Raw genomic sequence first — 23,485 nt, 5'->3', positions numbered from 1 at the left:
TGCACTCTAGTTATTTTCTTATAAACGCGGCATCTTTTGTCAAGGGGTCTGTTACATCTGATACATATCTTTCTACTTTCATATGCAAATCATATTTTTCTCTAAGTTCCATAATACGGGTCATCATTGGAGAAGCGTGGTGTTTGTCTAATGCTTCCTGATCTGTCCAACTATCAATCAGCAGAACTGTTTCTTCATCGTCCATTGGAAAAAAGTATTCATAGCGACTATTCCCTTTTTCTGCACGAATCGCCTCTACAATTCCGCTGGCAATCATTTCTTTGGCAAATTCTCTTGCACCTCCATTTGTCCCACTATAATAAATATTTATAGTAATCGCCATCTGTCTTCCCCCCTAAATTTACTTGCCTTTTTACGTTCCCGACTGGAATTGAACCAGCGACCTACCGCTTAGGAGGCGGTTGCTCTATCCTACTGAGCTACGAGAACAAAGTACCTTGTTTAATTAACAATATACAGTCTCATTTTACTTGATACAATAGGATTTTGCAAACTAGCCTATTCCATTAAATACACATAGTTTTGACTAAAGATACAGACCTTTACACAGACAAATCCACCACACCAATAGTCTTTTAAAAACATAATTAATAGAATATTTTTTTATTCTTTTTTAGGTAAAAAAGATAAAATAAAATGAACTGTTTGCATATGTTCTAATTTTTTCTTTCCGCATTTGTATTGATAATAATTATAAAGAGCAACCACAGAAAACATAACTCCCAAGCCCACTCTATAAAAAATATTGTGTTCTTGAATGACATCAAACAAATATATAATTACTCCAACAAATAAAAGAAGAAGTATAAAAAATATCTTGCTTAATACATCTTTTTCACTCCATTTTTTTCTTTTCTGAAAATTATTATAATATGAGATATACCTTTTATTATTACGTTCACTAGATGTTTCCTTTATAAAGTCCGTTTTCTCTAAATTCTCTAAATTTATAATCCTATATTTTCCTTTATCATTCGTTAATAGTACTTTATTTTTTAAAATCCTTTTTTTAACAAAATAAGTTTCTCCTCCCAATAGTACATATGATCTTCTTCTATAATTATAATACCAAAAATTTCTTAATGCATAATATATACCAAAAATCAATGATGCTAATGATATACAAAGTAGATAGAGTAGTTTTCGATACCTTAATTTTAAAAGTTTGTCTAATTCTATTTGATTAAAACTATAATGAGCTCCAGTAATTACATCAATTTTTTTATTTCCAAAAAAATCACCTAACATATAAGAAAACAGTAGCGCTCCTATGAATAGTACGTACGAAGTAAATAAAACATAATTAAACAATTCTCGAAATGCTCGACCATAGTTGTTTTCTAAATCAAATTCTATATCCGTAGACCAAATTCTATCTATCAAGAATTTCAGACCAGTACCAACTGCACCAATAGAAAATAGTGCCTTAAAAATATCCCAGTATTTATCCACTTTTTTATAAACTCCTTTTTGTTTGAATTATAACAATTTATATACAATAAAATAAAATGCAAATTTGCATATTTCAACGAATAATTTGACACTCTTCAACAATAGAAAGTGATACAAATTATAAAAAAACACGACCATAATGGACGTGCTAAGTTAAAAATTTTTAAAATTCATTTTACATTTTGAATGGGGTATAGCTATATTAATCGTTTGTTTACTTAAATTTATTTGTGATAGTTTTAAGCAGCTCATCATTTAATGGTTTATACATGTTATTTTCAACATCAAATGATTTAATTACAACTTCTGCATCTTCATTCAAAATATCTATCAATCTTTTTCCATACTCTATTTGTTTTTTTAAGAACTTCTGAATATTACTGTTTAAATCAACAACTCGATACGCAGTTCCACCCACATGTAGCTTTAACTGTACTCCATCTTTTTTTCTCTGAATAAGATACAATTCTGTATCTACGTTTGATACTAAATGCTCTACAAAAAACAATTCATCATCATAATTCATAACTGCCTCCTATATAGAATAATTTTAAAATATTTAATTAATCCACGAAAACAACCTAAGTTTTTTAGTAACAAAGGCATACTCACTCAATATAATAAAAATTTGTACTAAACGATTATTACTTAAATACTTATGGTTAAATTCATAGACAAATATCTCTATACCAAATAGATGCTTCTAAAGAACTCTGTTTCATATTAAGTTATTATTTAGCTTTCTATATTCTTCAGTATATTCATCTAAAATCTGATAAAAACTAATAACATATTGATCGTGTTTTACAATTCTTTCAAACTCGAATCCTCATTTATAGTTCCATCTAAAACACAGCTATTACTAAATTAAAATGTCCTCTTAAACCTTATTATAGCCTCGTATACTATTATCTCAAACCTCTTTTTGAATAAGGATACTTTCTAAGTAGCGTTACTACGTCTCCAGCGATTTCTATTATCATACATATTGTTTTCTATTTTTAGAATACTTATTTTGTATTCTTCTGTGCTTGCCTTTATAGTATGTAGAATAAAATATATTTACTGTCGTAACGACAAATGTTAGGAGCTATCTCTAAAATGTAGAATTCTACACAAAAGTACCTCCTCCAATTAAAGATCAGGTTTTTCGATTTCAATTTCTTTTATATACTGTTTTCCGTTGAAATCTAAAAATTCTGCATACACTTTTAAATTTCCACTTTCTTCAACATATTTTCTGCCTGTATTATATAAATACAATTTATCTATAGTATATTCTTCCGTAATACGACCTGGTTCTATCAATTCCAATTTAGGTATATCAAATATTTGATCTACATATTTAATATAAGTTTTTATTTCCTTTTTATTTTTCATGAGATTTTTTATTGAAAATGATTTCTTTTTAGTTCCCACACCAAAACCTATAAAAGCAATTCCTACGGTTGTTTTTCCAGAATTATATGCACATATTTTTAATAAACTATCACCATTACTAAATGAACTATGGTTATCTTTATTTTTTTTGAGTTCTTCTTTCAATAGTAAGCGAATTTTCACTTTGCTTTCTTTTCTAACAATCCACATTGATAAACAAACCGCTCCAAATGTACCTAACCCGCTCAGCATTTCCCAGAAATTGCCTAAATCTATACTTATATTCATACTTTCCTCTCCTTACTTTAATAAGTATATCAAAAAATATAGAAGTTACTATTACTATTTCTTCTATACGCCATAAAGTTATAATATTTACGCCGAGAATATTACCAATATTCGGAGAGGTTTACCTTGGGTTCTGCCGGATAATACTTAAATTCATTTCTTGACAGTTTTTGTTTTATCTCTATAAAAGCCTTTTCCTTTCCACAACATGTATTTTTTTAGAAGTCTTCACTACATCTGTCAATAGACAAAAAGAAAGTATCCTGCATAAATAATTATGCGAGATACTTTCTTTCAGTGAAACACGTCGTTCGTTTATCTATTATTTTTTTTGCCGCCGATCAAGAATCATTTTTCCTAAATAATAAAGTCCTGTCGCAATAGCTATATATTGCCCAATTTTATTATTGCGTGCAACTTTTTCTTGTTTCGTTTTCGCCATTGTCCCCATCACCTTTCTAAAATAATTCTTTTTACATTTTTATTATAGTAGGTTCTGTCATTTTTTGCGAATAAACACACTTTTAAAAATAATCTTCTAAAATTGGCATGCCTTTGACTAAACGTTGGCCTAAACGTTGAACTGTCGTTGCATCTCCTTGCAAGCGTTCATAAAAAGATAACGTTTCTGCTGAACGATAGCCCAAGAATAGTTGCGTCCACGTTTGGATATCTGCTTTCAAAGCAGCAGTCCCTTCTTTTTCCACAGCACCTTTAGTCACTGTTGCTTTTCCTTGTTCGTCAATTGTGATTGTCCAAATGCCTTCATTCCATGGCCCATAGGAATCTTCAATCTCTAAAGAATACGTTTCTTTTTCTCCTGATTGAAATGGATACTTTTCCAGAAATGTTTGTAACTCAACGATTCGTGCCATCATGTAAGGTAAAATTTTTACAGAAGCTGCTGGCGTTGGCATTAAATCATTTAAATCTTTTCCAGCAAAACCATTAATCCAATGGAACGATTGAACGGAACCACTATGTGAGCCAATAAACCCAGCTAAAGCTTTAAAAGCTGTATTAGTTAAATAGTTCCATTCTACGATTTCAAAGGTGCCAGCAGCTATCCGATAAATCACATAGCCTTCTGCTTTCCCTTCTGACGAATAATATATCGCTTGATTATTTGGTTTACTGGCACGATTCAGCGTATAATCCAGCCACCAAGTTTCACGGATCACACCACCAGAGTGCGCTCTTTGATTTTCAAGGTATACGTCTTTAATGACCTCTTTACCGTCAGCCCAAGAAACTCGTTTAATGGTACCTGAAACTCGTTTAACACGTGGCCAATCTTCCGTTTTAATTGTATACTCCGCTTGTTCAAATGTTTGTTCATAGCCATATTGACGATAAAATGGATATGAAAACGGTGCTAAGTAAGAAAGGGCAACCTTTTGTTTCGCTAAATCAGCCAACATTTCTTTCATAATAGCAGAGATGCCGCCTTCACCACGATATTCTGGATAAGAAGCCACATAGCCAATTCCAGCCATGGGATAGCGGACACCATGGAAATTCACTTGAAAAGGTGTCGCCATCACTTGACTTGTTAATTGCTCATCAATTAGGAAGCCATAGCTTTGCGTATGTGACAACAATTTTTCAAAACGTTCTTGGCGTTCCGCCGTGGGTTCCTGATTAAAAGCATAGATGACAAGATCAAACATCTCTTTCATTTCTTCTTTGCCCATTTTTTTGACTCTTTTAGTTGTCATTTTCTTTCCTCCTCGCACATTGTATCAATTCATTTTATCACAGAAACGGTTCTCTTTCTAAAAGCCGTTATTTGCTGTCATTTCTTTGAACCAACGACCGCTTTTCTTAATGGTCCGTTTCGCGTCATCATCTAAATCCACAGCGATGAAGCCATAACGATTTTTATAGGCATTAAGCCAAGACCAGTTATCCATACACGTCCACATATGATATCCTTGAACATTACTACCTTCTTGAATCGCTTGATGCACCCATTTCAAGTGATCCTGCACGAATTCAATCCGATAATCATCTTCAATGACTCCTTGTTCATTGACAAAGCGTTCTTCTCCTTCTACGCCCATGCCATTTTCTGAAATGTAGCAGCGAATGTTGCCATAATTTTCTTTTAAATTCATTAATGTATCATAAATACCTTTTTCGTAGATTTCCCAGCCACGGTAAGGATTCATTTTTTTGCCAGGCATATCGTAGACATCATAAAAATCTTCTGGAAGTAAGCCTTCTGGTCGTGTTTCAACAGGTGTTTCTTTTGCTTTGGCACGACGTGGTTGATAGTAGTTTACTCCTAATAAGTCCACAGTATTTTCAGCAATTATTGCTAAATCTTCTGGCGTTGTTTCTGGCAATAAGTCATTTGCTTTCGCCCAAGCAACCATATCTTCTGGAAAATGACCTTTAACAGCCGGGTCTAAAAACGAACGGTTAAAGAAACCATCGACAAATTTAGCCGCATTTACATCGGCTTCGTTGTGCTCATCACGAGGATAAGTCGGCGTTAAGTTTAAAATAATGCCAATTTCACCTGATAAGTTCATAGAATGATAGACGGCAATCGCTTTGGCACTAGCTAAAGCTTCATGATAGAGTACTTGAATCCCTTCTTTTAGATTCACTTTATCAGGATAATGCCAGCCATAGAGATAACCACCTTCAACTGGTACAATTGGTTCATTGTGCGTAAACCATTTTTTCACGCGATCGCCAAACAATTCAAAACAGGTTTTGGCAAAGTCAACATACAAATCAACCACTTCACGGCTTTCCCAACCGCCTTTTTCTTGAAGTACCATCGGCATATCAAAATGATACAAGTTCATAAAGGGCTCAATCCCGTGTTCTAATAAATCATCAATCACTTGATTATAAAAATCAACTGCTGTTTGATTGACTTTTCCTGTTGTAGGATCTGGAATTAAACGGCTCCATTGAATGGATGTTCGAAAAGAGTTATGTCCCGTTTCTTTCATTAACTGAATATCTTCTTGGTATTTTTTATAAAATTGTGAGGTCTTATCTGGACCGACTTGTTGAAAAAATTTTTCTGGCGCTTCTTGATACCAAAAATCCCAAATATTTTGACCTTTACCATCACCTTCAAAAACGCCTTCTGTTTGAGGACCGCTGGCTGCAGAACCCCACCAAAAATTTTCTGGAAATTGATATTTCATGTTGTTTGCTCCTTTACGATTTAATCATTAAAAAAAGGATTGAACCCTCCGTAAGAGTCCGGACGATTCAATCCTTCGATTTTTTACTCGGCTGCTTCTGCGGCTGCTTCTTGTTTCAAGTATTGATCTGTTGCTACTTTTACGAAAGGCATGTAGATCAAAATAGAAATCAATAAGTTAACAGCTGCTAAAACTCCGCCGGCGATACTCTTCGTTGCTAAAAATCCGCCAATAATTGGTGGTGTTACCCAAGGTGGCATAAAGGTTGCAGCTGGTACTAAACCAGTTGCTGTCGCCACATACGCAACAGTTACAAGAACCATTGGGACTAAAATGAATGGGATAAACATAATTGGGTTTAAAACAATTGGTAAACCGAACATGACTGGTTCATTAATATTAAATAGTCCTGGTGCTAAACTTAAGTTTGTGATGACTTTGTATGGTTTGTTACGACGACCTACGATAAAGATAGCAATTAACAGACCTAATGTTGCTCCTGTTCCACCTAAGTTTACAAATGAATCAAAGAAAGGTTTGTTTACAATATAAGGAATTGCTTTACCTGCTTCTAAAGCTTTAATGTTCGCATCAATCGCTGGTACGTTGATTGTTTGCATTAATGGGTCAACCATATTGGCACCATGTAAACCAAAGAACCATAAGAATGGTGTAATGAAAGCTAACAATAATGCTGATGGGTAGCTGTTTGCAAGTCCCATAAATGGTTGTTGAACTGCTTCATAGAATGAAATAACGATATTGTCAATTCCTAAAGCAAATAGAATTGATGTAATTAAACTAAATAAACTGATTGTAATCATTGCTGGTAATAATGCCGCAAATGATTTTGCTACTGCTGGTGGTACACCATCAGGCATTTTGATAACTAATTTAGGATTGCCAGATAAACGTTGGAATAGTTCTCCTGAAATAAGTGCAATAATCAAAGCAATAAATAATCCAGTTGCGCCCATGCCTTCTAAGCCGCCAACTGCGAAGAATGAAGCTACAGAAACTGTACCGGCTGCAATGCCGTCTTTTCCATAAGATTTAACTAAATTGTGTGCTACTAAAAAGGCTACTAAAACGGCAAAGATTGCGAATGTACCGTTCCAAATGTTACCACCAAAGCTTTTCCAAATTGGTGCATCGTTATACATCATTGGGAAAATTTTGTTTAAAAAGTCCTCATATCCTGGAATTGGAATATTATTAATTAATACCGCCAAAGCCCCTAAAATCATTAATGGCATCGTTACGACAAACGCGTCACGAATTGCTACCAAGTGCCGTTGCGCTGCGATTACTGACGCTTTCGGCATAAAGTGTTTCTCCATCCATTGAACAAATCCGTCCATTGTTATTCCTCCTAATTAACGCTTTCTCAAGCGCGTTTTTCTTATAAGACGCATTGACAACGAGATTACTCGTTATCAATACGGCGATAAAGATCGATAATTTCTTTTGCTAAATCTGTAAATGCAATCGCAGTCATTAAATGATCTTGACTGTGCACTGTTAACAATGTTACTTGCATGTTATTGCCTTTTGCTTCTTCTGTTAACATTCCTGTTTGCGAATGATGTGCATGTACAAGTGATTCTTCTGCATCTGCAATTTTTTTGTCTGCTAATTCAAAATCCCCCGATTTTGCTGCGGCAATCGCTTCCATTGCATCGCTTTTAGCATTTCCGCCATACATGATTAAACCCATGATTGCTTCTAAGTTCTGTTGTCCGTCCATTACCTCTACCCCATTTTCTGCTCTAGTTTGATGATCCCATTAATGAAATTGCTTGATCTAAAACTTTTTCGCCATTCATCATGCCATAGTCCGCCATGTTAATGACATCTAAAGGAATCCCTTTTGGTTGTAATTTTTGTTCAAATTGCCCTTTCATGAAACGAACTTGTGGGCCTAATAATAAAACATTTACCTCTTTATTTTCCAAGTTTGTATCTGCTTCAGAAGCCGATACTGCAAAGATGTCTGCTTCCATGCCACGATCTTCTGCTGCTTTTTGCATTTTTGTTACTAATAAACTTGTGCTCATTCCTGCGGAACAAACTAACATAATTGTTTTTTTTGCCATTTTCCTTCATCTCCTAAATTCTCTTTGTTTTGCTTTACACCTTTATATAAGCAAGAAGCGTGCCAAGTTTTAACACATTGGAAACCTTGATATGACAACGTTTTTCAACATGGAAAGCGTGTACACACTAAAAATAAAACGATTACACACAGCTTTTTTGTGTGCGTTTCCAAAACAATAGGGCAACAAAAAAAAGTGAGCGATAAGTCGAAACGACTCATCGCTCACTTTCTAAAGCTGAAGAGAATCAACTGGACAAAAGCCACTTTTTCCCTTTAAGCAGTTTCCATCATTTTAAGCATTTTATAAAACTGTTTCTTTTTAAAATAACTTAAAAAGATACCTAATACTGCATCATTCAGTTTTTGTAACGCCCCATAAGAAACCATTGTTTCTGTATAACGCAGTTCACAGCTTTTTTCATCAATTGGCTGGAGCTCATACCGCACCGAGAAATCATTTTTAGTTGTGGATGTTCGAAATTGATAGGTCTTATTTTCTACAGCTTCTTCAATAACTATTTTCGCGCGACTATTTTTACTATATTCTTTGATATATTCAAACTTACGCAACTGCTTTCTTGTAAGAGTTTTGCCTGTTTGCTTACGGATATCAAAAATAACAGAATTCATTAATTGCGTGTAAAATTCATCTGCTGAAATAGTTAATGTTTTCGTAATTTCCATTACCGTTTCACCTCATCCTTTGTCGCCTCTTCTTCAGCAACTTTTTTTCCTTTAAAAAACAGGTAACCACCAAGTCCAATGAAAAAAATCCCCGTTGTCAGACTTAATAAATCATAGTTTAAGGAGCTGGGATTCAACGAATACAAAACAATCAAGAAGCCAATACTACATAAAAATAATCCATTTCTAATCATTTTCATCCATCCTATCTTTTTAGACTACCGTTGCTTGGAAGTATAAAACGCCTCCCCAAGGTTGTTCCTTAATCAGCTGTTTTGCTACTTGTGCAGCAGTTTCAGGGTCTCCTTCAACTTCAAAAAATAACTTAATACCATTCTTTTCTTTAAAAGTAAATGTTTCATTTTCCCCTTGATATGCCTCTAATAAAGTAATAATTTCCTCTTGCTTCATTGCACTTGCAATCGAAATCATGCCGCTCGCTCCTTTCTATACAAGTAATTGCTGTTTTTATTGCCTATTGCTCACTTTCGCCTAATGCAGGATCCATTTTGTTAGCAGCGATAACAAACGGTGTCCAAATCAAGAAAGTGACTACCATACATACCAACGCTACGATTGGTGCGCGCCAGTCGGCACCTGTCGCTAAGAAAGATAATAGCAACGGCGGTGTCACCCATGCGACTTGTTGAGAAACTGGGGCGACTAGCCCAAGATACGTTGCAACCCAGCCAATTGTAGTAGCAACTAATGGCGCAATTACAAATGGAATAAACATAATTGGATTAAGAACAACTGGTAAACCAAACATAATCGGTTCATTGATATTAAAGATCCCAGGTCCTAATGATAATTTACCGACTGTTAAATAATCTGCTCGTTTGGAGAATAACAAGATTGCAATAATTAGGACGATTGTACCGCCTGAACCACCAAACCAAGCGAAAGCATCAAACGAACCACGGACCCACATGTAGGCTTTACCGTCGTCAATAGCGGCTAAAACCGCAGCTGTTCCTGTTTTTCCTTCATAACCTTTTTGGAAAATATCAATATTGATTAATTGTGCTTGTCCCCAAATGCCTTCAAGAACTGGTGCCAAAACGTTTGGCCCGTGAATACCAAAGAACCAGAAAATTTGAACAAAAACTGTTACGATTAACACAGCGCCTAGTCCTTGTGATAACCCAAGGAACGGTTCCGCGATATATTTTTGAATTAAGTCAATTAATAATTGACCGCCTGAAAGTTTTGACACCGTAAAGTTAATAATTGCTACGACATACAATGCGATTGTTGCTGGTAAAATTGCCGCAAACGCTTTTGAAACTGCTGGCGGAACAGAATCAGGCATTTTTATTGTTAAATCCGCTTGCATTAATTTACAAAAAATAATGGTTGATAAAGCGCCCATAATCATCACCGTAAAGAAAGCGTTACCATTTAGATGGTTGAGATTTAACCAACCCCATGGATTGACAGTCAATTGATTATTAGCAATTGACGCACCAATTTCTGCCCCATTAATTGCGTTGGCAATCTTTTCTGGCACTTTCACAGCTAATTCAGCTGTGTTATTTGGTGCAAAAGCAACACCTGAAATTAAGGTAGCTAAACTAACAATCCCACCAGCTAGCTCATTCACATTGTATGCTTTCGCTAAGTTATAGCCCCAAGAAAAAGCGAAAATCAAACCAGCGATAGCCAATGTACCATTCCAAACAAAACCATTAATCCCAATGATGACATTCAATACTGCAAAAATACCTTTGTCTGCTTCCAAACTTGCCGCATAAGTTGAGACAAACTCTTGGGGAAGATCTCGAATAATTGCGTTAATCATTACGGCGACTGATCCAGCCATTGTCGCAGGTAATGTACCAATAAAAGCATCCCTTAGTGCCACCAGATGTTTCTGTGCACCAATTTTTGCGGCAGTTGGTAAGATATATTTTTCCATCCATGCCATTAATCCGTTCATTTTTATTCCTCCTGTATCCATTTATATTTATTAAAAAGGCAGTAGCCTCATTAAACGAATGAATCGAGCGTACAAAATAAAACCTTTGGTAACATGCACTATCCTTGTTTGCTATTCACTTTTCTTAAACGTTTTAATTCCTTATCCCATTAATGAGATTGCTTGATCTAAAACTTTTTCGCCATTCATCATGCCATAATCTGCCATGTTAATTACATCTAAAGGAATCCCTTTTGGTTGTAATTTTTGTTCAAATTGCCCTTTCATGAAACGAACTTGTGGACCTAAAAGTAAAACATTCACCTCTTTATTTTCCAAGTTTGTATCTGCTTCAGAAGCCGATACTGCAAAGATGTCTGCTTCCATGCCACGATCTTCTGCTGCTTTTTGCATTTTTGTTACTAATAAACTTGTGCTCATTCCTGCGGAACAAACTAACATAATTGTTTTTTTTGCCATTTTTTCTTCATCTCCTTAAAAGTTATGACGTTATACACTTTATTTATAGCAATAATTGTGCCAAGTTTTTTCCTTATTAAAATGCTGATATAACAGCTTTCACCATCAAAAAAAGCGTGTACACACTAAAAGAAAACGCTTACACACATGAAATTGTGTGTAACTTACAAAAAGAAAACATCAAGAAAAAAGAGAGCGTTTTCTCATTTCTTGATGTTTTTTTATTTATTATTGTTTACTTTTAATTTCATTTTCTAAAAACATTTGGGTAACATGCGCAACTTCCGCTTCTGGAATCGTCACACGATACGCCCGTTCAATTAACATAAAATTCGTGCGTACGACATCGATTTCTAAACGATGTGTTTTAACATATTCCGCTAAGTTTGGAAAAGTTCTTGCTTCTTCTCCTTTAATTAAAGCATCTACCAGAAAAGCCAAATGAATCATGATTCCGGCATCCACCCCTGGTTCAACAATAATATGCATGTCTGTTTGTATTTGATGAACTGTTTTTTGTAACATGAGAATTAATTTTTGTAAGGAGTCCACAGAAGTAATGACGCCACTTAGTGAATGAACAATTGTATCAATCGCCACTTCATCACTAGCAATCCGTTTCAGTACATTTAATTTTTCATCATCAAAAATATCATAGACGGAAAAGAAGGGAATATTTTGATATTCAACATCCACAGTGCCCGCAATGGCCTTAATTTCATATTCTTCCATCAAATTGTCGATATGCTTTTTAAATGTTTCTCGTTCAATAAATTGCATTTGAATCAGTTCCACTTTTGTTTCATCAATAACCGGTAAGATTCGTTGGTATAGTTTTGCGGCGACCCCTTCTCCTGTAAAGCACGTCACGATTACTGCTTTTTTTACGTTTTGACGTTTTTGCAGACTAGAGCGAAATTGTTCTCTCACAACGCTTTCAAAAGAAAGTTGAATATTTTGGTAAATGTCCTCTAAACTTCGTCCCACGCTTGCCATTCGAATAGCTTCTAAGACAATCATTGTGCTCGTCATTGTAATCGCCTTCGTTCGGATACCTGTTTCTTCAAACAACATATTTCCAAACGAATTTAATGAACCCATATCGGTCAGTAATAAAATCCCATTATTTAACGATTCTTTTTGCGTAATTACTTGGTTTCGTAATTGTTCATACATTGTTTGAACTTCCATCGTTAACGGCATATTCATCGCTGTTCCGATTGACGTTCCTAAAAGTTCTTGGGCGGTTTTCAACATACTTGAGGCAGTAGAATCCCCATGCATTAAGACGAACACACCAACATTATTTTCTGGAGTTCTTTCTTCTTTACCGACATTAATAGATAAAAACATACTAATAAAGCCAATTTCATCGAAAGGAATCTCTATGTTGTTCTCTTCTTCAATAATAGAAGATAAATCTAAGGCTACTTGAAATTCTTTTTTCATATTTTTACGGACATTATTTAAATCAGGATGGACAATCACGTGACCTTCTTTGACACGTTCAATCGTACTTTGTAAATGAAGCGCAAAGGCAAAGCGCGCTGTTTCGTTGTACGTGTGTTCCAAACGCTCTTCTGCGATATCATAAAGACGATTCGTTAAGTCCCAAATAGCTTCTGGTAATAACTCCTTATGTAAAGAATGTTGGGTTAATTCTTCGACATAATTTTTAAAATACGCATTCATATCTTTAGAAATCAATTCTTCTAAATCAACATTTTCTAAGTCTGCTTCGGACAAATCAGCGACTTTTTCTTCGATTTCATTGTAAACTTGCATGTCTCTAGCTGGATCTTGCGACCAAACAATTTTGTTGGTACCTGGTTGGAAAGATAAATAATTACTTTTACTGTCGACAAATTGATCCAAGCGCTCAGGTACTTCTTTAATTTTTAATAATCCTTTTTGGACAGGTAACGACAAATCCCGTTTACGGATAACCAAATGTTCTAAATTGTGCGTCCGATAATAAAGAAATGACTTAGCACAAACTAATTTTAAGTCCCGCTTCACCTGACCAATATTTCCTTCTGCATCGTATAACATGAACGCCAAAACTGCTTCGCGTTCGATATCAATTTGTTGGCCCAAACGTGTTGCCTCTTGCTGAATAAATAACGAAATGATGGCATAACGCTCATCTAGCGTCCGTGCATCTAAAGATGGTAATGTAATCGACATCGGAATCCGCCGATTAAAAGTGGTTAAAAAGTTTTCTGAGGATTCCGTTGTCGCACCAATAATTTGAACAGAGGCTTCATAGGTTTGGCCACTTTCTCCTAATGGACGGTACACGCCTTTATCAATAAACGTAAAGAGCATTTCTTGACCCTCTGGCGGTAAACGATGAATTTCATCTAAAAAGAGAATCCCGCCATCTGCTTTTGCCATTAAGCCTGGACTATCTTCATTCGCACCAGTATAGGCGCCTTTTTTTACGCCAAAGATATGACCAAATAATAATTGTGGGTTTTGTGCATAATCAGCACAATTAAAAGAGACAAAAGGGGCATCTTCATCTAAGGTTTTTGAATCAATGGCAAAACGGTACATACATTCAGCAAAAAGAGATTTCCCTGTTCCTGTTTTCCCAAAAATAATCGTATGCAAACCTCTTGGTGGATATAAAATAGCCGCCTTGGCCTGCTGAATACTCACTTTTAAAGAATCATTGGCACCTACTAATGTGTCAAAACTAACAGAGGTAGACTCATCTACATGGACTTGTTCTCCTTCATTGATTGTTGGCACTGAATAGATAACAGGACGTCCAGTACTTCTAGTAATTTTCTTTTCTTTGAATAATTCATTTAAATAACGGCTGGCATTACTGCGATCAATCATTAACTGTTCTGCTACCGCTCCTGCCGTTAAGCCAGTTTCATTTTTTTGAAGTAACGCTAAGATTTCTTCCTTCCGAGATTTCATGGAATCCTCCTCGATACAACGTTCTGCTTGAAGCTCGTAAAGCGTTATTTCTTCGCTTTACGAGCTCCTTTGTTTTTCGTGTTTTTCTTTTTGTTTTTCTTCTTTTTGCGTGTTTCTTGTGGTTCTTTGACAACAGAATTTACTGTTTCTGGTTTTCTTTCTTTCGTACTCTTTTTTTCTGAATACGTATCTTTGGCTACGTTCTTTTTTTCTAGTTCATCTTTGGCTTTTGGCTGCTCATGAAGTGCACCATCATATAAAAAGATTTCCTGATAAGGAATGGCCAATTGTTTCATCAAACGTTGATAATCCCTTTTGGTGCCATCGTTGATAAACGTAATCACTGCCCCTTGTGCACCCATCCGGCCAACGCGACCAGAACGATGAATATAGCTCTCTTCGGTTAAAGGAACATCTACGTTTACGACGTAAGGGACCCCTGTGAAGTCTAAGCCCCGTGCCGCAATATCCGTGGTTAGTAACAACTTCACTCGTTCTGCTTTAAATTGATCGATCGCCAATTTACGCAACTGTTTACTTTGATCTGAAGCCAGACCAATAGCCGGCACATTCTCATAAACTAATTTTTCTTCTGCTGCACCTAAATCAGCAACTTGATTGAAAAAGACCATGCTTCTGAATGCTTCTGTATGGGCCAAACGACGTAAGTAATCAGCTTTTTTTCTTGGTGCTAACCGAATAAAGTAGTGGGCGACTTGACCTGCTGAAGTATCTTCTTCCGTCACATCAATCACCTGTAATTTTTGGCTTAAAGATTGCGCTTGATTCACGACACGATCAGCAGTCGCTGAATAAAAAACAAGTTGGTATTCGGTTGGTGTGTGTGTCAAAATTTGCTTGGTTAAACTTAGCTCTTCCTCTTGGAAAAGTTGATCAACTTCATCCATTACAATTGTTTTTAACAACTGAGCTTTGACTTTTTTATTCTTCATTAACTCTAAAATTCGACCTGGTGTTCCGATTAACACTTCGGGACGTTTTTTTAACTTGTCAATCTGGCGTGAAACATTTGCCCCGCCGATTAACGTTTGAACCGTTAATTGAAGTGGCTTAGCCCAAGTCCGAGCAACTTCAGCAATTTGCATAGCTAATTCTTGAGACGGAGCAATAATCAACAATTGATTTCCCTGTCCTTTTTCAACAGTTAATAGTAAAGGCAGCATGTAAGCAAGTGTTTTTCCAGTTCCTGTCGGCGAAATTCCTAAAACATTTTCTCCTTCGCGAAGGGGCGTAAAACTTTTTTCTTGAATTGTTGATGGTTCGTTAAAGCCAGAAGCTTGCCACTGTTCTTGCCAAGCCTCTGGAAGTTGTTCTAAAAATCTCATATTGTTCCTTTCCTATCGCTTAATTCTTATTTATCAGCATCAAAAATAATGCCGGCACTATGACGTAAATCAGTGACTACTTTATTGACATTTCGAGCAAGCTCAACCCATTCTTCATACTTGGTGCCCCAATACTTATCTGTTGGGTTATTTAAAACTGCTGCAAAATCACGGGCTTCTTCAATCATTGGATTATCGGCTACTTGAATATCTAAGACATCACGTTCTTCATGTGCGCGATCATGGTACTCAGCCGAAGAAATAGCATTGACACTATCTAAAATCAAGGTCCCGTTTTCAAAGTAAATTTCGGATGGCGCAAAAGAACCACTAATTTTTCCAGTGTTTAACGTCACGTCAAACTGATCATAACGTAAAATAATTGTTCCTAAGCCATCGACACCTGTCGCAATTTTACTAGCAAAATAATGGCTTTCGTTTGGTACGCCAAACCAGCCCAAGGCTGCATAAACTAAATAAACGCCTAAATCTGCTAAGGCTCCCCCAGAAAAATGAGGAGAAAAAATATTTGGCTCTTTGCCTTCTAATACTTGATCATAGCGAGAAGAATATTTCATATACGTAAAATTCGCACCTAAAATTTGGTTTTTTAATGGCAATAATTCAGCAATTTTTTGGAAACTTTGCTCATGAATATTACGGGCCGCTTCAAAGAAATACACACGATTTTTATTCGCTAATTCAATAATTTCTGCCATCTCATCAGGTGTTGAAAAAGCTGGTTTTTCAACAATTACATTTTTTTTCGCTAAAATTGCTTGTTTCGCTTGTTCAAAATGTAATGAATTTGGTGAGGCAATATAAACCGTATCCATATGTGCAATACCAAAAAACGTCTCTAAATCAATTGCATATTCCACATCCCCATAGCGAGAACCAAATTCTTGTGCCGTTGCTAGTTTCCGAGAATAAACAGCCGTTAAATCATACGCACCCGTTTCTAAAGCTGCTGCAACAAATTGATGACTAATCCAATTGGTACCAATTACGCCTAAATGTATCATAATCAAAAACCTCCATTTTTTGTTTATTTACTCTCTTTATAATAGTAATCTCTCGTACAAAAGTCACGTAATTACCCTGCCTTAAAGCGCTAGGAGTTCTTCAAGTTATTTATTAGGATCATCAAATGCCTGTAATAAATCAAAGGTTACCTGTGACTTAAGTTCAATCGTTGCTGGTGTTACGTGGCAATTGTAAGCAAGGACTTGCACACCTTGATCAATTGCAGCACCCAGATTTTCAGCAAAGGCAGGTTGCATCTCTTGGTGAATCGTTGCTTGCTTAATTTCTTCAAATTGGACCACAAACAAAATGTAACAGCGGTAACCCGCTTTAGTTGCAGCCATTAGTTCAGTGACATGCTTCAAGCCACGAAGTGTTGGCGCGTCAGGAAAAGCACCGATGCCTTTATTTTCTAAAGTCATGCCTTTCACTTCGACAAAAGCTTGTTCGTCCGCATCCGTTTCCACTAGAAAATCAAATTTTGAATGTGCAAATCGTTGCTCACGTTTAACAGTTTGGATCGTACCAACTAAACCAGGAAGCACAATTTGACCATTTTTTAACGCTTCATTGACTAATGTATTCGGTACTTGACTATCAATATTAATCCAAAAAGAACCTTTTTTTACTGCAATCAAATCGTAATCTGTTTTTCTTTTAGGCGATGGTTGATAACTAAGCGCCACAATAGCACCTGGTAAAAAAACTTCTTTCCCTCTGCCAGTATTTTTGACATGTGTGACCACTTCTTCATTCGTTTCCATTAAACGACAGTGTGCAATAAACCGATTGGGTCGTTCGATAAAATAAGCAAGTTGGACATTCGGGTACTTCATACACAGACTTCCTTTCTTACACACTATACCATAAAAAAACAAGGAAAAGTATAGACCAAAACCAACAATTTTACTATCTTGTGTCAATCATTAAATATTTGTCAATTCTCAGCGATTTAGTCGAATATTTTAGACAAGTTCTATATAATAAAGGTAACGAAGACGAATAAATGAAAATGAAGGTTAGGAGGAATTTCTTTGAAAAAACATTGGACTTTCTTGGTTGGTGCATCTTTACTTACTGGATTAGCAGGCTCTATCCTCTGGAAAAAAAATAAACAGCTCCCTTCCCCACAGGAGCTTCAACACAACTATACTGGGCATTGGTGGTTTGTAGACGTGAAGAAAGCCACGCAACACACCTTGGAAATCACCTCATCTTTCAATGTTTTCATTGATGGCAAACAAACGCATGCCTTGCTTGTTGAATTAACCCCTAAACGCTTAGTTATCTTAGACAAGTTAGGTTACCATTTAATCATTCAATGTGAAAATGGTGTCCCTGCAACGCTTTACGATGAAGCCGACGATGAAACCTACACACTAGAACGGGCCATTTACAATTAATAAATCACCCACGACACATAAAATGAAGTATGTGCGGTGGGTGATTTATTTTTTTACATCCCTTGCAAAAGCATTCAGAAAGTTTTCTTACAACTTGAATATTATTAAATAGTCAAATGCGCCTTTTTCTGATAAACTTAGGATGATGTTTTTTTGAAAGGATGAGCCCCTATGACACCAAATCGCGAAGACTATTTAAAATTAATTTTTGAATTAGGTGGCGACGAAGTTAAAGTGAATAATAAACAAATTGTTTCTGGACTCGATGTTTCGGCAGCTTCGGTTAGTGAGATGATTTCAAAGTTAGTAAAAGAAGATTTGGTTGAGCATTCTCCTTATCAAGGGGTACAATTAACTGAAAAAGGCTTAAAAAAAGCGAGTACGTTAATTCGCAAACACCGAATCTGGGAAGTCTTTTTAGTAGAGCACTTAAATTACACTTGGAATGATGTGCACGAAGAGGCAGAAGTTTTAGAACATGTCACTTCACAGACGCTTGTGAACCGTTTAGCGGATTATTTAAATCATCCAGAATTTTGTCCACACGGTGGTGTTATTCCCGAAGATAATCAACCCATTCATGAGGAGAAACGCCAAACGTTAACAGACTACCCTGTTGGCACAAAAATTCGGATTGCACGTGTCTTAGACGAAAAAGAATTACTGGATTATTTAGTTTCCATTGATTTAAATATTCAAGAAGAATATACGATTAAAGAAATTGCTGCATATGAAGGACCAATCACCATTTATAATGAAAACAAAGAATTATCCGTCAGCTTTAAAGCAGCAAACACAATTTTTGTTGAGCCGTTGATTAGAGAAAGTGAGGAAAACTAATGAATGAAAAAGTAGCATTATTTACTATTTTCGGGGGGACAGGTGATCTTGCCAAACGCAAATTGTATCCTTCCCTGTTCCGCTTATATAAAAAAGGATTATTAGCTGAGCGTTTTGCGGTGATTGGTACCGCACGTCGGGAATGGACAGACGAATACTATCGTGAAATCGTTCGTGAAACCATTCAAGACTTAAATCCCACGGCCGAAGAGGCGACTGAATTTTCTAGTCATTTCTATTACCAATCACATAATGTGAATGATACGGAACATTATAATACCTTAAAAGAATTATCTGATCGCCTAAATGAACAATACCACTTAGAAGGCAATCACATTTACTATCTAGCTATGGCCCCTCAATTCTTTGGAACCATTGTTAATCACTTGAAATCACAACATATTATTTCGGAAGAAGGCTTTGATCGTCTAATTATCGAAAAGCCATTTGGTTCTGATTATGAATCTGCCTACGAATTAAATGAAGAAATTCGTGCTGCATTTCCTGAACAAGATATTTTCCGAATTGACCATTACTTAGGCAAAGAAATGATCCAAAATATTTCAGCCATTCGTTTTGCCAATAATATTTTTGAATCACAATGGAACAATCGTTACATTGATAATGTCCAAATCACCTTCGCTGAAAGCTTAGGTGTCGAGGATCGTGGCGGCTATTATGACCACAGTGGCGCACTAAAAGATATGGTTCAAAATCATATTTTACAAGTCGTTGCATTGCTTTCTATGGAGCCTCCTGTTGCTTTTTCTGAAAAAGAAATTCGGACTGAAAAAGTAAAAGCTTTACGTGCCATCCGCCTTTATTCTGAAGAAGAAGCCCTTCAAAATTTCGTGCGTGGACAATACGGCGAAGGTCAGCTAGCTGATCAAACATTTGCAGCCTATCGTGATGAACCGAATGTGGCAGAAACTTCATCCACTGAAACTTTTGTTGCTGGTAAATTTTTAATTGATAATTTCCGTTGGTCTGGCGTCCCTTTCTATGTTCGCACAGGTAAACGATTAACTGAAAAAGGCACACGTATTAACATCGTCTTTAAACAAGTACCTATTAATGTCTTCAAAGATGATACGTGTGAAGAATGCGATAAAACCGATTTACCACCGAATGTTTTAACTATCTATATCCAACCAACTGAAGGATTTTCATTAACCTTAAATGGAAAAGAAATCGGTCAAGGGTTCAATACAACTCCAGTGAAACTTGATTTCCGTCAAAGTGCTGAAATGACTGAAAATAGTCCAGAAGCATACGAAAAACTTCTATTAGACTGCCTAAATGGCGATAGTACAAACTTCTCTCATTGGGACGAAGTTGCCCAATCTTGGCGCATTGTTGACATTATTCGACATGCTTGGGATAAAACAGACGTTTCTTTCCCTAATTATGCCGCTGGCACAATGGGCCCGCAAGCTGCCTTCGACTTATTAGAAAAAGATGGCTTTACTTGGGAATGGCAACCAGATAACTGGTACCGTGACCGCGGTCAACTTGATCAATAAATAAGCCAAAAAAGATCCGCTAGTCGTTAACTAGCGGATCTTTTTTCTTGTTTATTCGAATCCTTCAGCAACCGCTTCTGGATAATTTTCTTCAACAATGTGTGCGCAACGGCCACAAAGTGTTGGTAATTTTTCATCTGAGCCGACATCTTGACGAACGGAACGACAACGGTCACACGTTTCGCCTTCTGCTTTTTCAACTAAAATAGCCATGTCTTCAAATTGAACAGCTTCACTAGGTGCTACTTCTTTTGATACTTCAAAGTCGGAAACAATTAGTAATTGAGCAATATCTGCATCAACAGCTGTCATTAATTGACGAATTTGTTCATTTGGATAAACGGTCACTTTGGCTTCTAACGATTTACCGATTAATTTAGAATGACGAGCTTCTTCCAACGCTTTTAAGACATTGTCACGGAAATCCATAAAGGCTGCCCATGTATCCATCAATTCTTCTTCATTAGTAAACGTTTCGTAACCTGGGAATTCAGCTAATTGCACATACTCTTCTTCTTCTTGTAAGAAACTCCAAATTTCTTCCGCTGTATGTGGAATAATTGGTGTCAATAATTTTGTTAATGAAACCAATGTTTGATAGAAAACAGTCTGCATACAACGACGTTGATAATCGTTTTCTGCTTCAATATAAACGACATCTTTCGCAAAGTCTAAATAGAAAGAAGATAAATCTACCGTTAAGAAGTTCATAACTGTCCGATAAATATGCATAAAATTATATTTTTCATAACCATTTTCACGGATTTCTTGAATGACTTGATTTAAACGAACCGTCATGTATTTATCTACAGAACGTAAATCAGCATAAGCTACAGTATGCTCAGCTGGATTAAAATCACTCGTATTCGCTAACAAGAAACGCATAGTATTACGGATTTTCCGGTACACTTCAGATACTTGGTTTAAGATATCCATTGAGACACGCACATCAGCTTCCGCGTCAACACTACTTACCCACAAGCGTAAGATATCTGCCCCCATTTGGTTAATAACTTTTTCAGGTAAGATGGTATTGCCTAACGATTTACTCATCTTACGGCCTTCGCCATCGAGAACCATCCCTTGAGAAATGATTGATTTATAAGGCGCTACCCCATTGATAGCAACACTTGTTGTAATACTTGAGTTAAACCAACCACGATATTGGTCAGAACCTTCTAAATACATATCTGCTGGGAAAGTTAACTCTTCTCTTTCTCGTAAAACTCCTTCATGTGAAGAACCTGAGTCAAACCAAACGTCCATGATATCTGTTTCTTTGGTAAACTCGCCATTTGGTGAACCTGGATGTGTAAAGCCTGCTGGTAGTAACTCTTTTGCTTCACGCATAAACCAGATATTTGATCCATGTTCTGCAAATAAATTCGCTACATGTTCAATTGTTTCTGGCGTAATGATGGCTTCCCCATTTTCAGCATAGAAGATCGGTAATGGTACACCCCACGCTCTTTGGCGAGAAATTACCCAATCACCACGGTCACGAATCATATTATACAAACGTGTTTTTCCCCAAGGAATTAGCCAGTCAACTTTCTCAACTTCATCTAAAATATCTTGACGGAATTTAGAGATTGAAGCAAACCATTGTGGCGTTGCACGGTAGATAACTGGTTTTTTGGTACGCCAATCATGTGGATAACTATGCGTAAAGAAATCTAATTTTAATAACGCGCCTTTTTCTTCTAATAACTCAGTAATCATTGGATTCGCTTTGTCATAGAAAATTCCTTCAAAACCAGGTGCTTCATCTGTAAAGACCCCACGACTGTCAACAGGAGAAATAACAGGTAAATCATATTTACGGCTAACGATATAGTCATCTTCACCATGTCCTGGTGCGGTATGAACTAAGCCAGTTCCGGCATCTAGCGTCACGTGGTCGCCTAGCATAACAAGTGATGTTCGATCATAGAATGGATGTTGAGCTGTCATACGATCTAATTTTTCACCAGAAAATTCTCGCAAGACTTCTACTTCTTCCCAACCAATCGCTTCTTTAACTGTTGCTAATAAATCTTTAGCAATTACAAATTTACGACCGTCTGCCTTCACTTCAACATACGTAAAATCAGGATTAACTGAAATACCTAAGTTGGCTGGTAATGTCCAAGGGGTTGTCGTCCAGATGACGAAGGCTGTCTCGTTATCTAAAAGACCTTTACCATCGGCCACATTAAAAGCTACGTAAATAGAAGGTGATTTTACATCTTTGTATTCAATTTCTGCTTCTGCTAAAGAAGATTCACTTGAAGGAGACCAATAAATTGGTTTTAAGCCTTTATAAATATAGCCTTTTTCTGCCATCTTACCAAAAACACGAATTTCTGCTGCTTCATACTCTGGATCTAACGTAATATATGGATGTTCCCAATCGCCTGACACACCTAAACGTTTAAAATCGTTACGTTGTTTATCGACTTGTGATAAGGCATACTCTTTACATTTTTCGCGATACTCAGCGACAGTCATTTCTTTACGTTTAACCCCTTTATTGGTTAACACTTGCTCAATTGGTAAACCATGGGTATCCCAACCAGGCACATAAGGAGAACGGAAACCAGACATTGATTTTGAACGAATAATAATATCTTTACTGATTTTATTCAAAGAATGTCCTAAATGAATATTTCCGTTTGCATACGGAGGGCCATCATGTAAAACAAAGGTTGGTTTTCCTTCGTTTAATTTTTGACGTTGTTCATATAAGCCTTTTTCTTCCCAGTCTTTTTGCCATTCTGCTTCACGGTTTGGCAAGTTCCCACGCATTGGAAAAGCTGTTTTTCCTAATTGCAATGTTTCTTTCATTTTCATATGCATTTGCCTCGCTTTCATTTTATCGATTTAATTGTGTTAGTTCATACTAAAGATGAACGATAGCTGATAAAAGTAGATAAAAAAAGA

Annotated in this window: 22 protein-coding genes and 1 tRNA gene; 3 read left to right on the top strand and 20 right to left on the bottom strand. The window is 36.3% G+C overall.

Annotated elements, in window-relative coordinates; all coding sequences use genetic code 11:
• Positions 1-10: 10 nt before the first annotated feature.
• The 19 genes from IGJ03_RS03760 to sfsA all read right to left on the bottom strand — a co-directional run bounded on the left by IGJ03_RS03760 (position 11) and on the right by sfsA (position 17,633).
• Positions 11-343 (bottom strand): putative quinol monooxygenase, encoded by a 333-nt coding sequence (locus tag IGJ03_RS03760; RefSeq protein WP_002378143.1) that lies wholly within the window; start codon positions 341-343, stop codon positions 11-13.
• 33 nt (positions 344-376) lie between these two features.
• Positions 377-450: transfer RNA gene (locus tag IGJ03_RS03755), tRNA-Arg, on the bottom strand.
• Positions 451-624: 174 nt separating this feature from the next.
• Positions 625-1,473: a hypothetical protein gene (locus IGJ03_RS03750; RefSeq protein WP_375804817.1), complete on the bottom strand. Its 849-nt coding sequence runs from the start codon at positions 1,471-1,473 to the stop codon at positions 625-627.
• 214 nt (positions 1,474-1,687) lie between these two features.
• Positions 1,688-1,999 carry a hypothetical protein gene (locus IGJ03_RS03745; protein WP_010824492.1) on the bottom strand — a complete coding sequence of 104 codons (312 nt, stop codon included), beginning with the start codon at positions 1,997-1,999 and terminating at the stop codon, positions 1,688-1,690.
• 608 nt (positions 2,000-2,607) lie between these two features.
• Positions 2,608-3,141 (bottom strand): hypothetical protein, encoded by a 534-nt coding sequence (locus IGJ03_RS03740; protein WP_010824491.1) that lies wholly within the window; start codon positions 3,139-3,141, stop codon positions 2,608-2,610.
• Between the two features lie 524 nt (positions 3,142-3,665).
• Complete coding sequence (locus tag IGJ03_RS03735) at positions 3,666-4,859, bottom strand: GNAT family N-acetyltransferase (RefSeq protein WP_375804816.1); 1,194 nt, start codon at positions 4,857-4,859, stop codon at positions 3,666-3,668.
• A 57-nt stretch (positions 4,860-4,916) separates the two neighbouring features.
• Positions 4,917-6,311 (bottom strand): glycoside hydrolase family 1 protein, encoded by a 1,395-nt coding sequence (locus IGJ03_RS03730; protein WP_002355921.1) that lies wholly within the window; start codon positions 6,309-6,311, stop codon positions 4,917-4,919.
• A gap of 83 nt (positions 6,312-6,394) precedes the next feature.
• Positions 6,395-7,672: a PTS sugar transporter subunit IIC gene (locus IGJ03_RS03725; RefSeq protein ID WP_002355920.1), complete on the bottom strand. Its 1,278-nt coding sequence runs from the start codon at positions 7,670-7,672 to the stop codon at positions 6,395-6,397.
• Between the two features lie 65 nt (positions 7,673-7,737).
• Positions 7,738-8,058 carry a PTS lactose/cellobiose transporter subunit IIA gene (locus IGJ03_RS03720; RefSeq protein ID WP_002355919.1) on the bottom strand — a complete coding sequence of 107 codons (321 nt, stop codon included), beginning with the start codon at positions 8,056-8,058 and terminating at the stop codon, positions 7,738-7,740.
• Between the two features lie 22 nt (positions 8,059-8,080).
• Positions 8,081-8,407, bottom strand: coding sequence for a PTS sugar transporter subunit IIB (locus IGJ03_RS03715; protein ID WP_002355918.1), 327 nt, complete (start codon positions 8,405-8,407; stop codon positions 8,081-8,083).
• Between the two features lie 275 nt (positions 8,408-8,682).
• On the bottom strand, positions 8,683-9,093 hold the full coding sequence (locus IGJ03_RS03710; RefSeq protein WP_002355917.1) for a DUF3284 domain-containing protein: 411 nt from the start codon (positions 9,091-9,093) through the stop codon (positions 8,683-8,685).
• Entirely contained in the window at positions 9,093-9,293 is a 201-nt protein-coding gene (locus tag IGJ03_RS03705) for a DUF3188 domain-containing protein (RefSeq protein ID WP_002355916.1), read from the bottom strand. The genes IGJ03_RS03710 and IGJ03_RS03705 overlap by 1 nt, the downstream gene beginning before the upstream one ends.
• 13 nt (positions 9,294-9,306) lie before the next feature.
• A complete protein-coding gene (locus tag IGJ03_RS03700; RefSeq protein ID WP_002355915.1) occupies positions 9,307-9,525 on the bottom strand; it encodes a hypothetical protein in 219 nt (72 codons plus the stop codon).
• Between the two features lie 43 nt (positions 9,526-9,568).
• Entirely contained in the window at positions 9,569-11,032 is a 1,464-nt protein-coding gene (locus tag IGJ03_RS03695; RefSeq protein ID WP_002364646.1) for a PTS sugar transporter subunit IIC, read from the bottom strand.
• 141 nt (positions 11,033-11,173) lie between these two features.
• A complete protein-coding gene (locus tag IGJ03_RS03690) occupies positions 11,174-11,491 on the bottom strand; it encodes a PTS sugar transporter subunit IIB (protein WP_002355913.1) in 318 nt (105 codons plus the stop codon).
• Positions 11,492-11,719: 228 nt separating this feature from the next.
• Complete coding sequence (locus IGJ03_RS03685; protein ID WP_002355912.1) at positions 11,720-14,425, bottom strand: sigma 54-interacting transcriptional regulator; 2,706 nt, start codon at positions 14,423-14,425, stop codon at positions 11,720-11,722.
• A gap of 44 nt (positions 14,426-14,469) precedes the next feature.
• Positions 14,470-15,771, bottom strand: a complete 1,302-nt coding sequence (locus tag IGJ03_RS03680) for a DEAD/DEAH box helicase (protein WP_002366395.1) — start codon at positions 15,769-15,771, stop codon at positions 14,470-14,472.
• A gap of 26 nt (positions 15,772-15,797) precedes the next feature.
• Positions 15,798-16,796, bottom strand: a complete 999-nt coding sequence (locus tag IGJ03_RS03675; RefSeq protein ID WP_438711074.1) for a Gfo/Idh/MocA family protein — start codon at positions 16,794-16,796, stop codon at positions 15,798-15,800.
• Positions 16,797-16,901: 105 nt separating this feature from the next.
• Positions 16,902-17,633, bottom strand: a complete 732-nt coding sequence (sfsA, locus tag IGJ03_RS03670; protein ID WP_002368247.1) for a DNA/RNA nuclease SfsA — start codon at positions 17,631-17,633, stop codon at positions 16,902-16,904.
• Between the two features lie 198 nt (positions 17,634-17,831).
• Between sfsA and IGJ03_RS03665 the strand changes: the two genes are divergently transcribed.
• The 3 genes from IGJ03_RS03665 to zwf all read left to right on the top strand — a co-directional run bounded on the left by IGJ03_RS03665 (position 17,832) and on the right by zwf (position 20,563).
• Positions 17,832-18,200, top strand: coding sequence for a DUF4828 domain-containing protein (locus tag IGJ03_RS03665; protein WP_002355908.1), 369 nt, complete (start codon positions 17,832-17,834; stop codon positions 18,198-18,200).
• A gap of 171 nt (positions 18,201-18,371) precedes the next feature.
• Positions 18,372-19,040, top strand: coding sequence for a metal-dependent transcriptional regulator (locus tag IGJ03_RS03660; protein ID WP_002358896.1), 669 nt, complete (start codon positions 18,372-18,374; stop codon positions 19,038-19,040).
• On the top strand, positions 19,040-20,563 hold the full coding sequence (zwf, locus tag IGJ03_RS03655; RefSeq protein ID WP_141417176.1) for a glucose-6-phosphate dehydrogenase: 1,524 nt from the start codon (positions 19,040-19,042) through the stop codon (positions 20,561-20,563). Before IGJ03_RS03660 ends, zwf begins: the two co-directional genes overlap by 1 nt.
• A gap of 51 nt (positions 20,564-20,614) precedes the next feature.
• Here zwf and ileS read toward each other — a convergent pair whose 3' ends face one another.
• The gene (ileS, locus tag IGJ03_RS03650) at positions 20,615-23,395 is read right to left on the bottom strand and encodes an isoleucine--tRNA ligase (RefSeq protein WP_010712188.1); all 2,781 of its coding nucleotides are present in this window, start codon (positions 23,393-23,395) and stop codon (positions 20,615-20,617) included.
• Between the last annotated feature and the right edge of the window lie 90 nt (positions 23,396-23,485).

Source organism: Enterococcus sp. DIV1315a, assembly GCF_051712325.1.
In the GTDB taxonomy this organism is placed as follows: Bacteria; Bacillota; Bacilli; order Lactobacillales; family Enterococcaceae; genus Enterococcus; species Enterococcus faecalis.
This window is presented reverse-complemented; position numbering and strand designations above follow the sequence as displayed.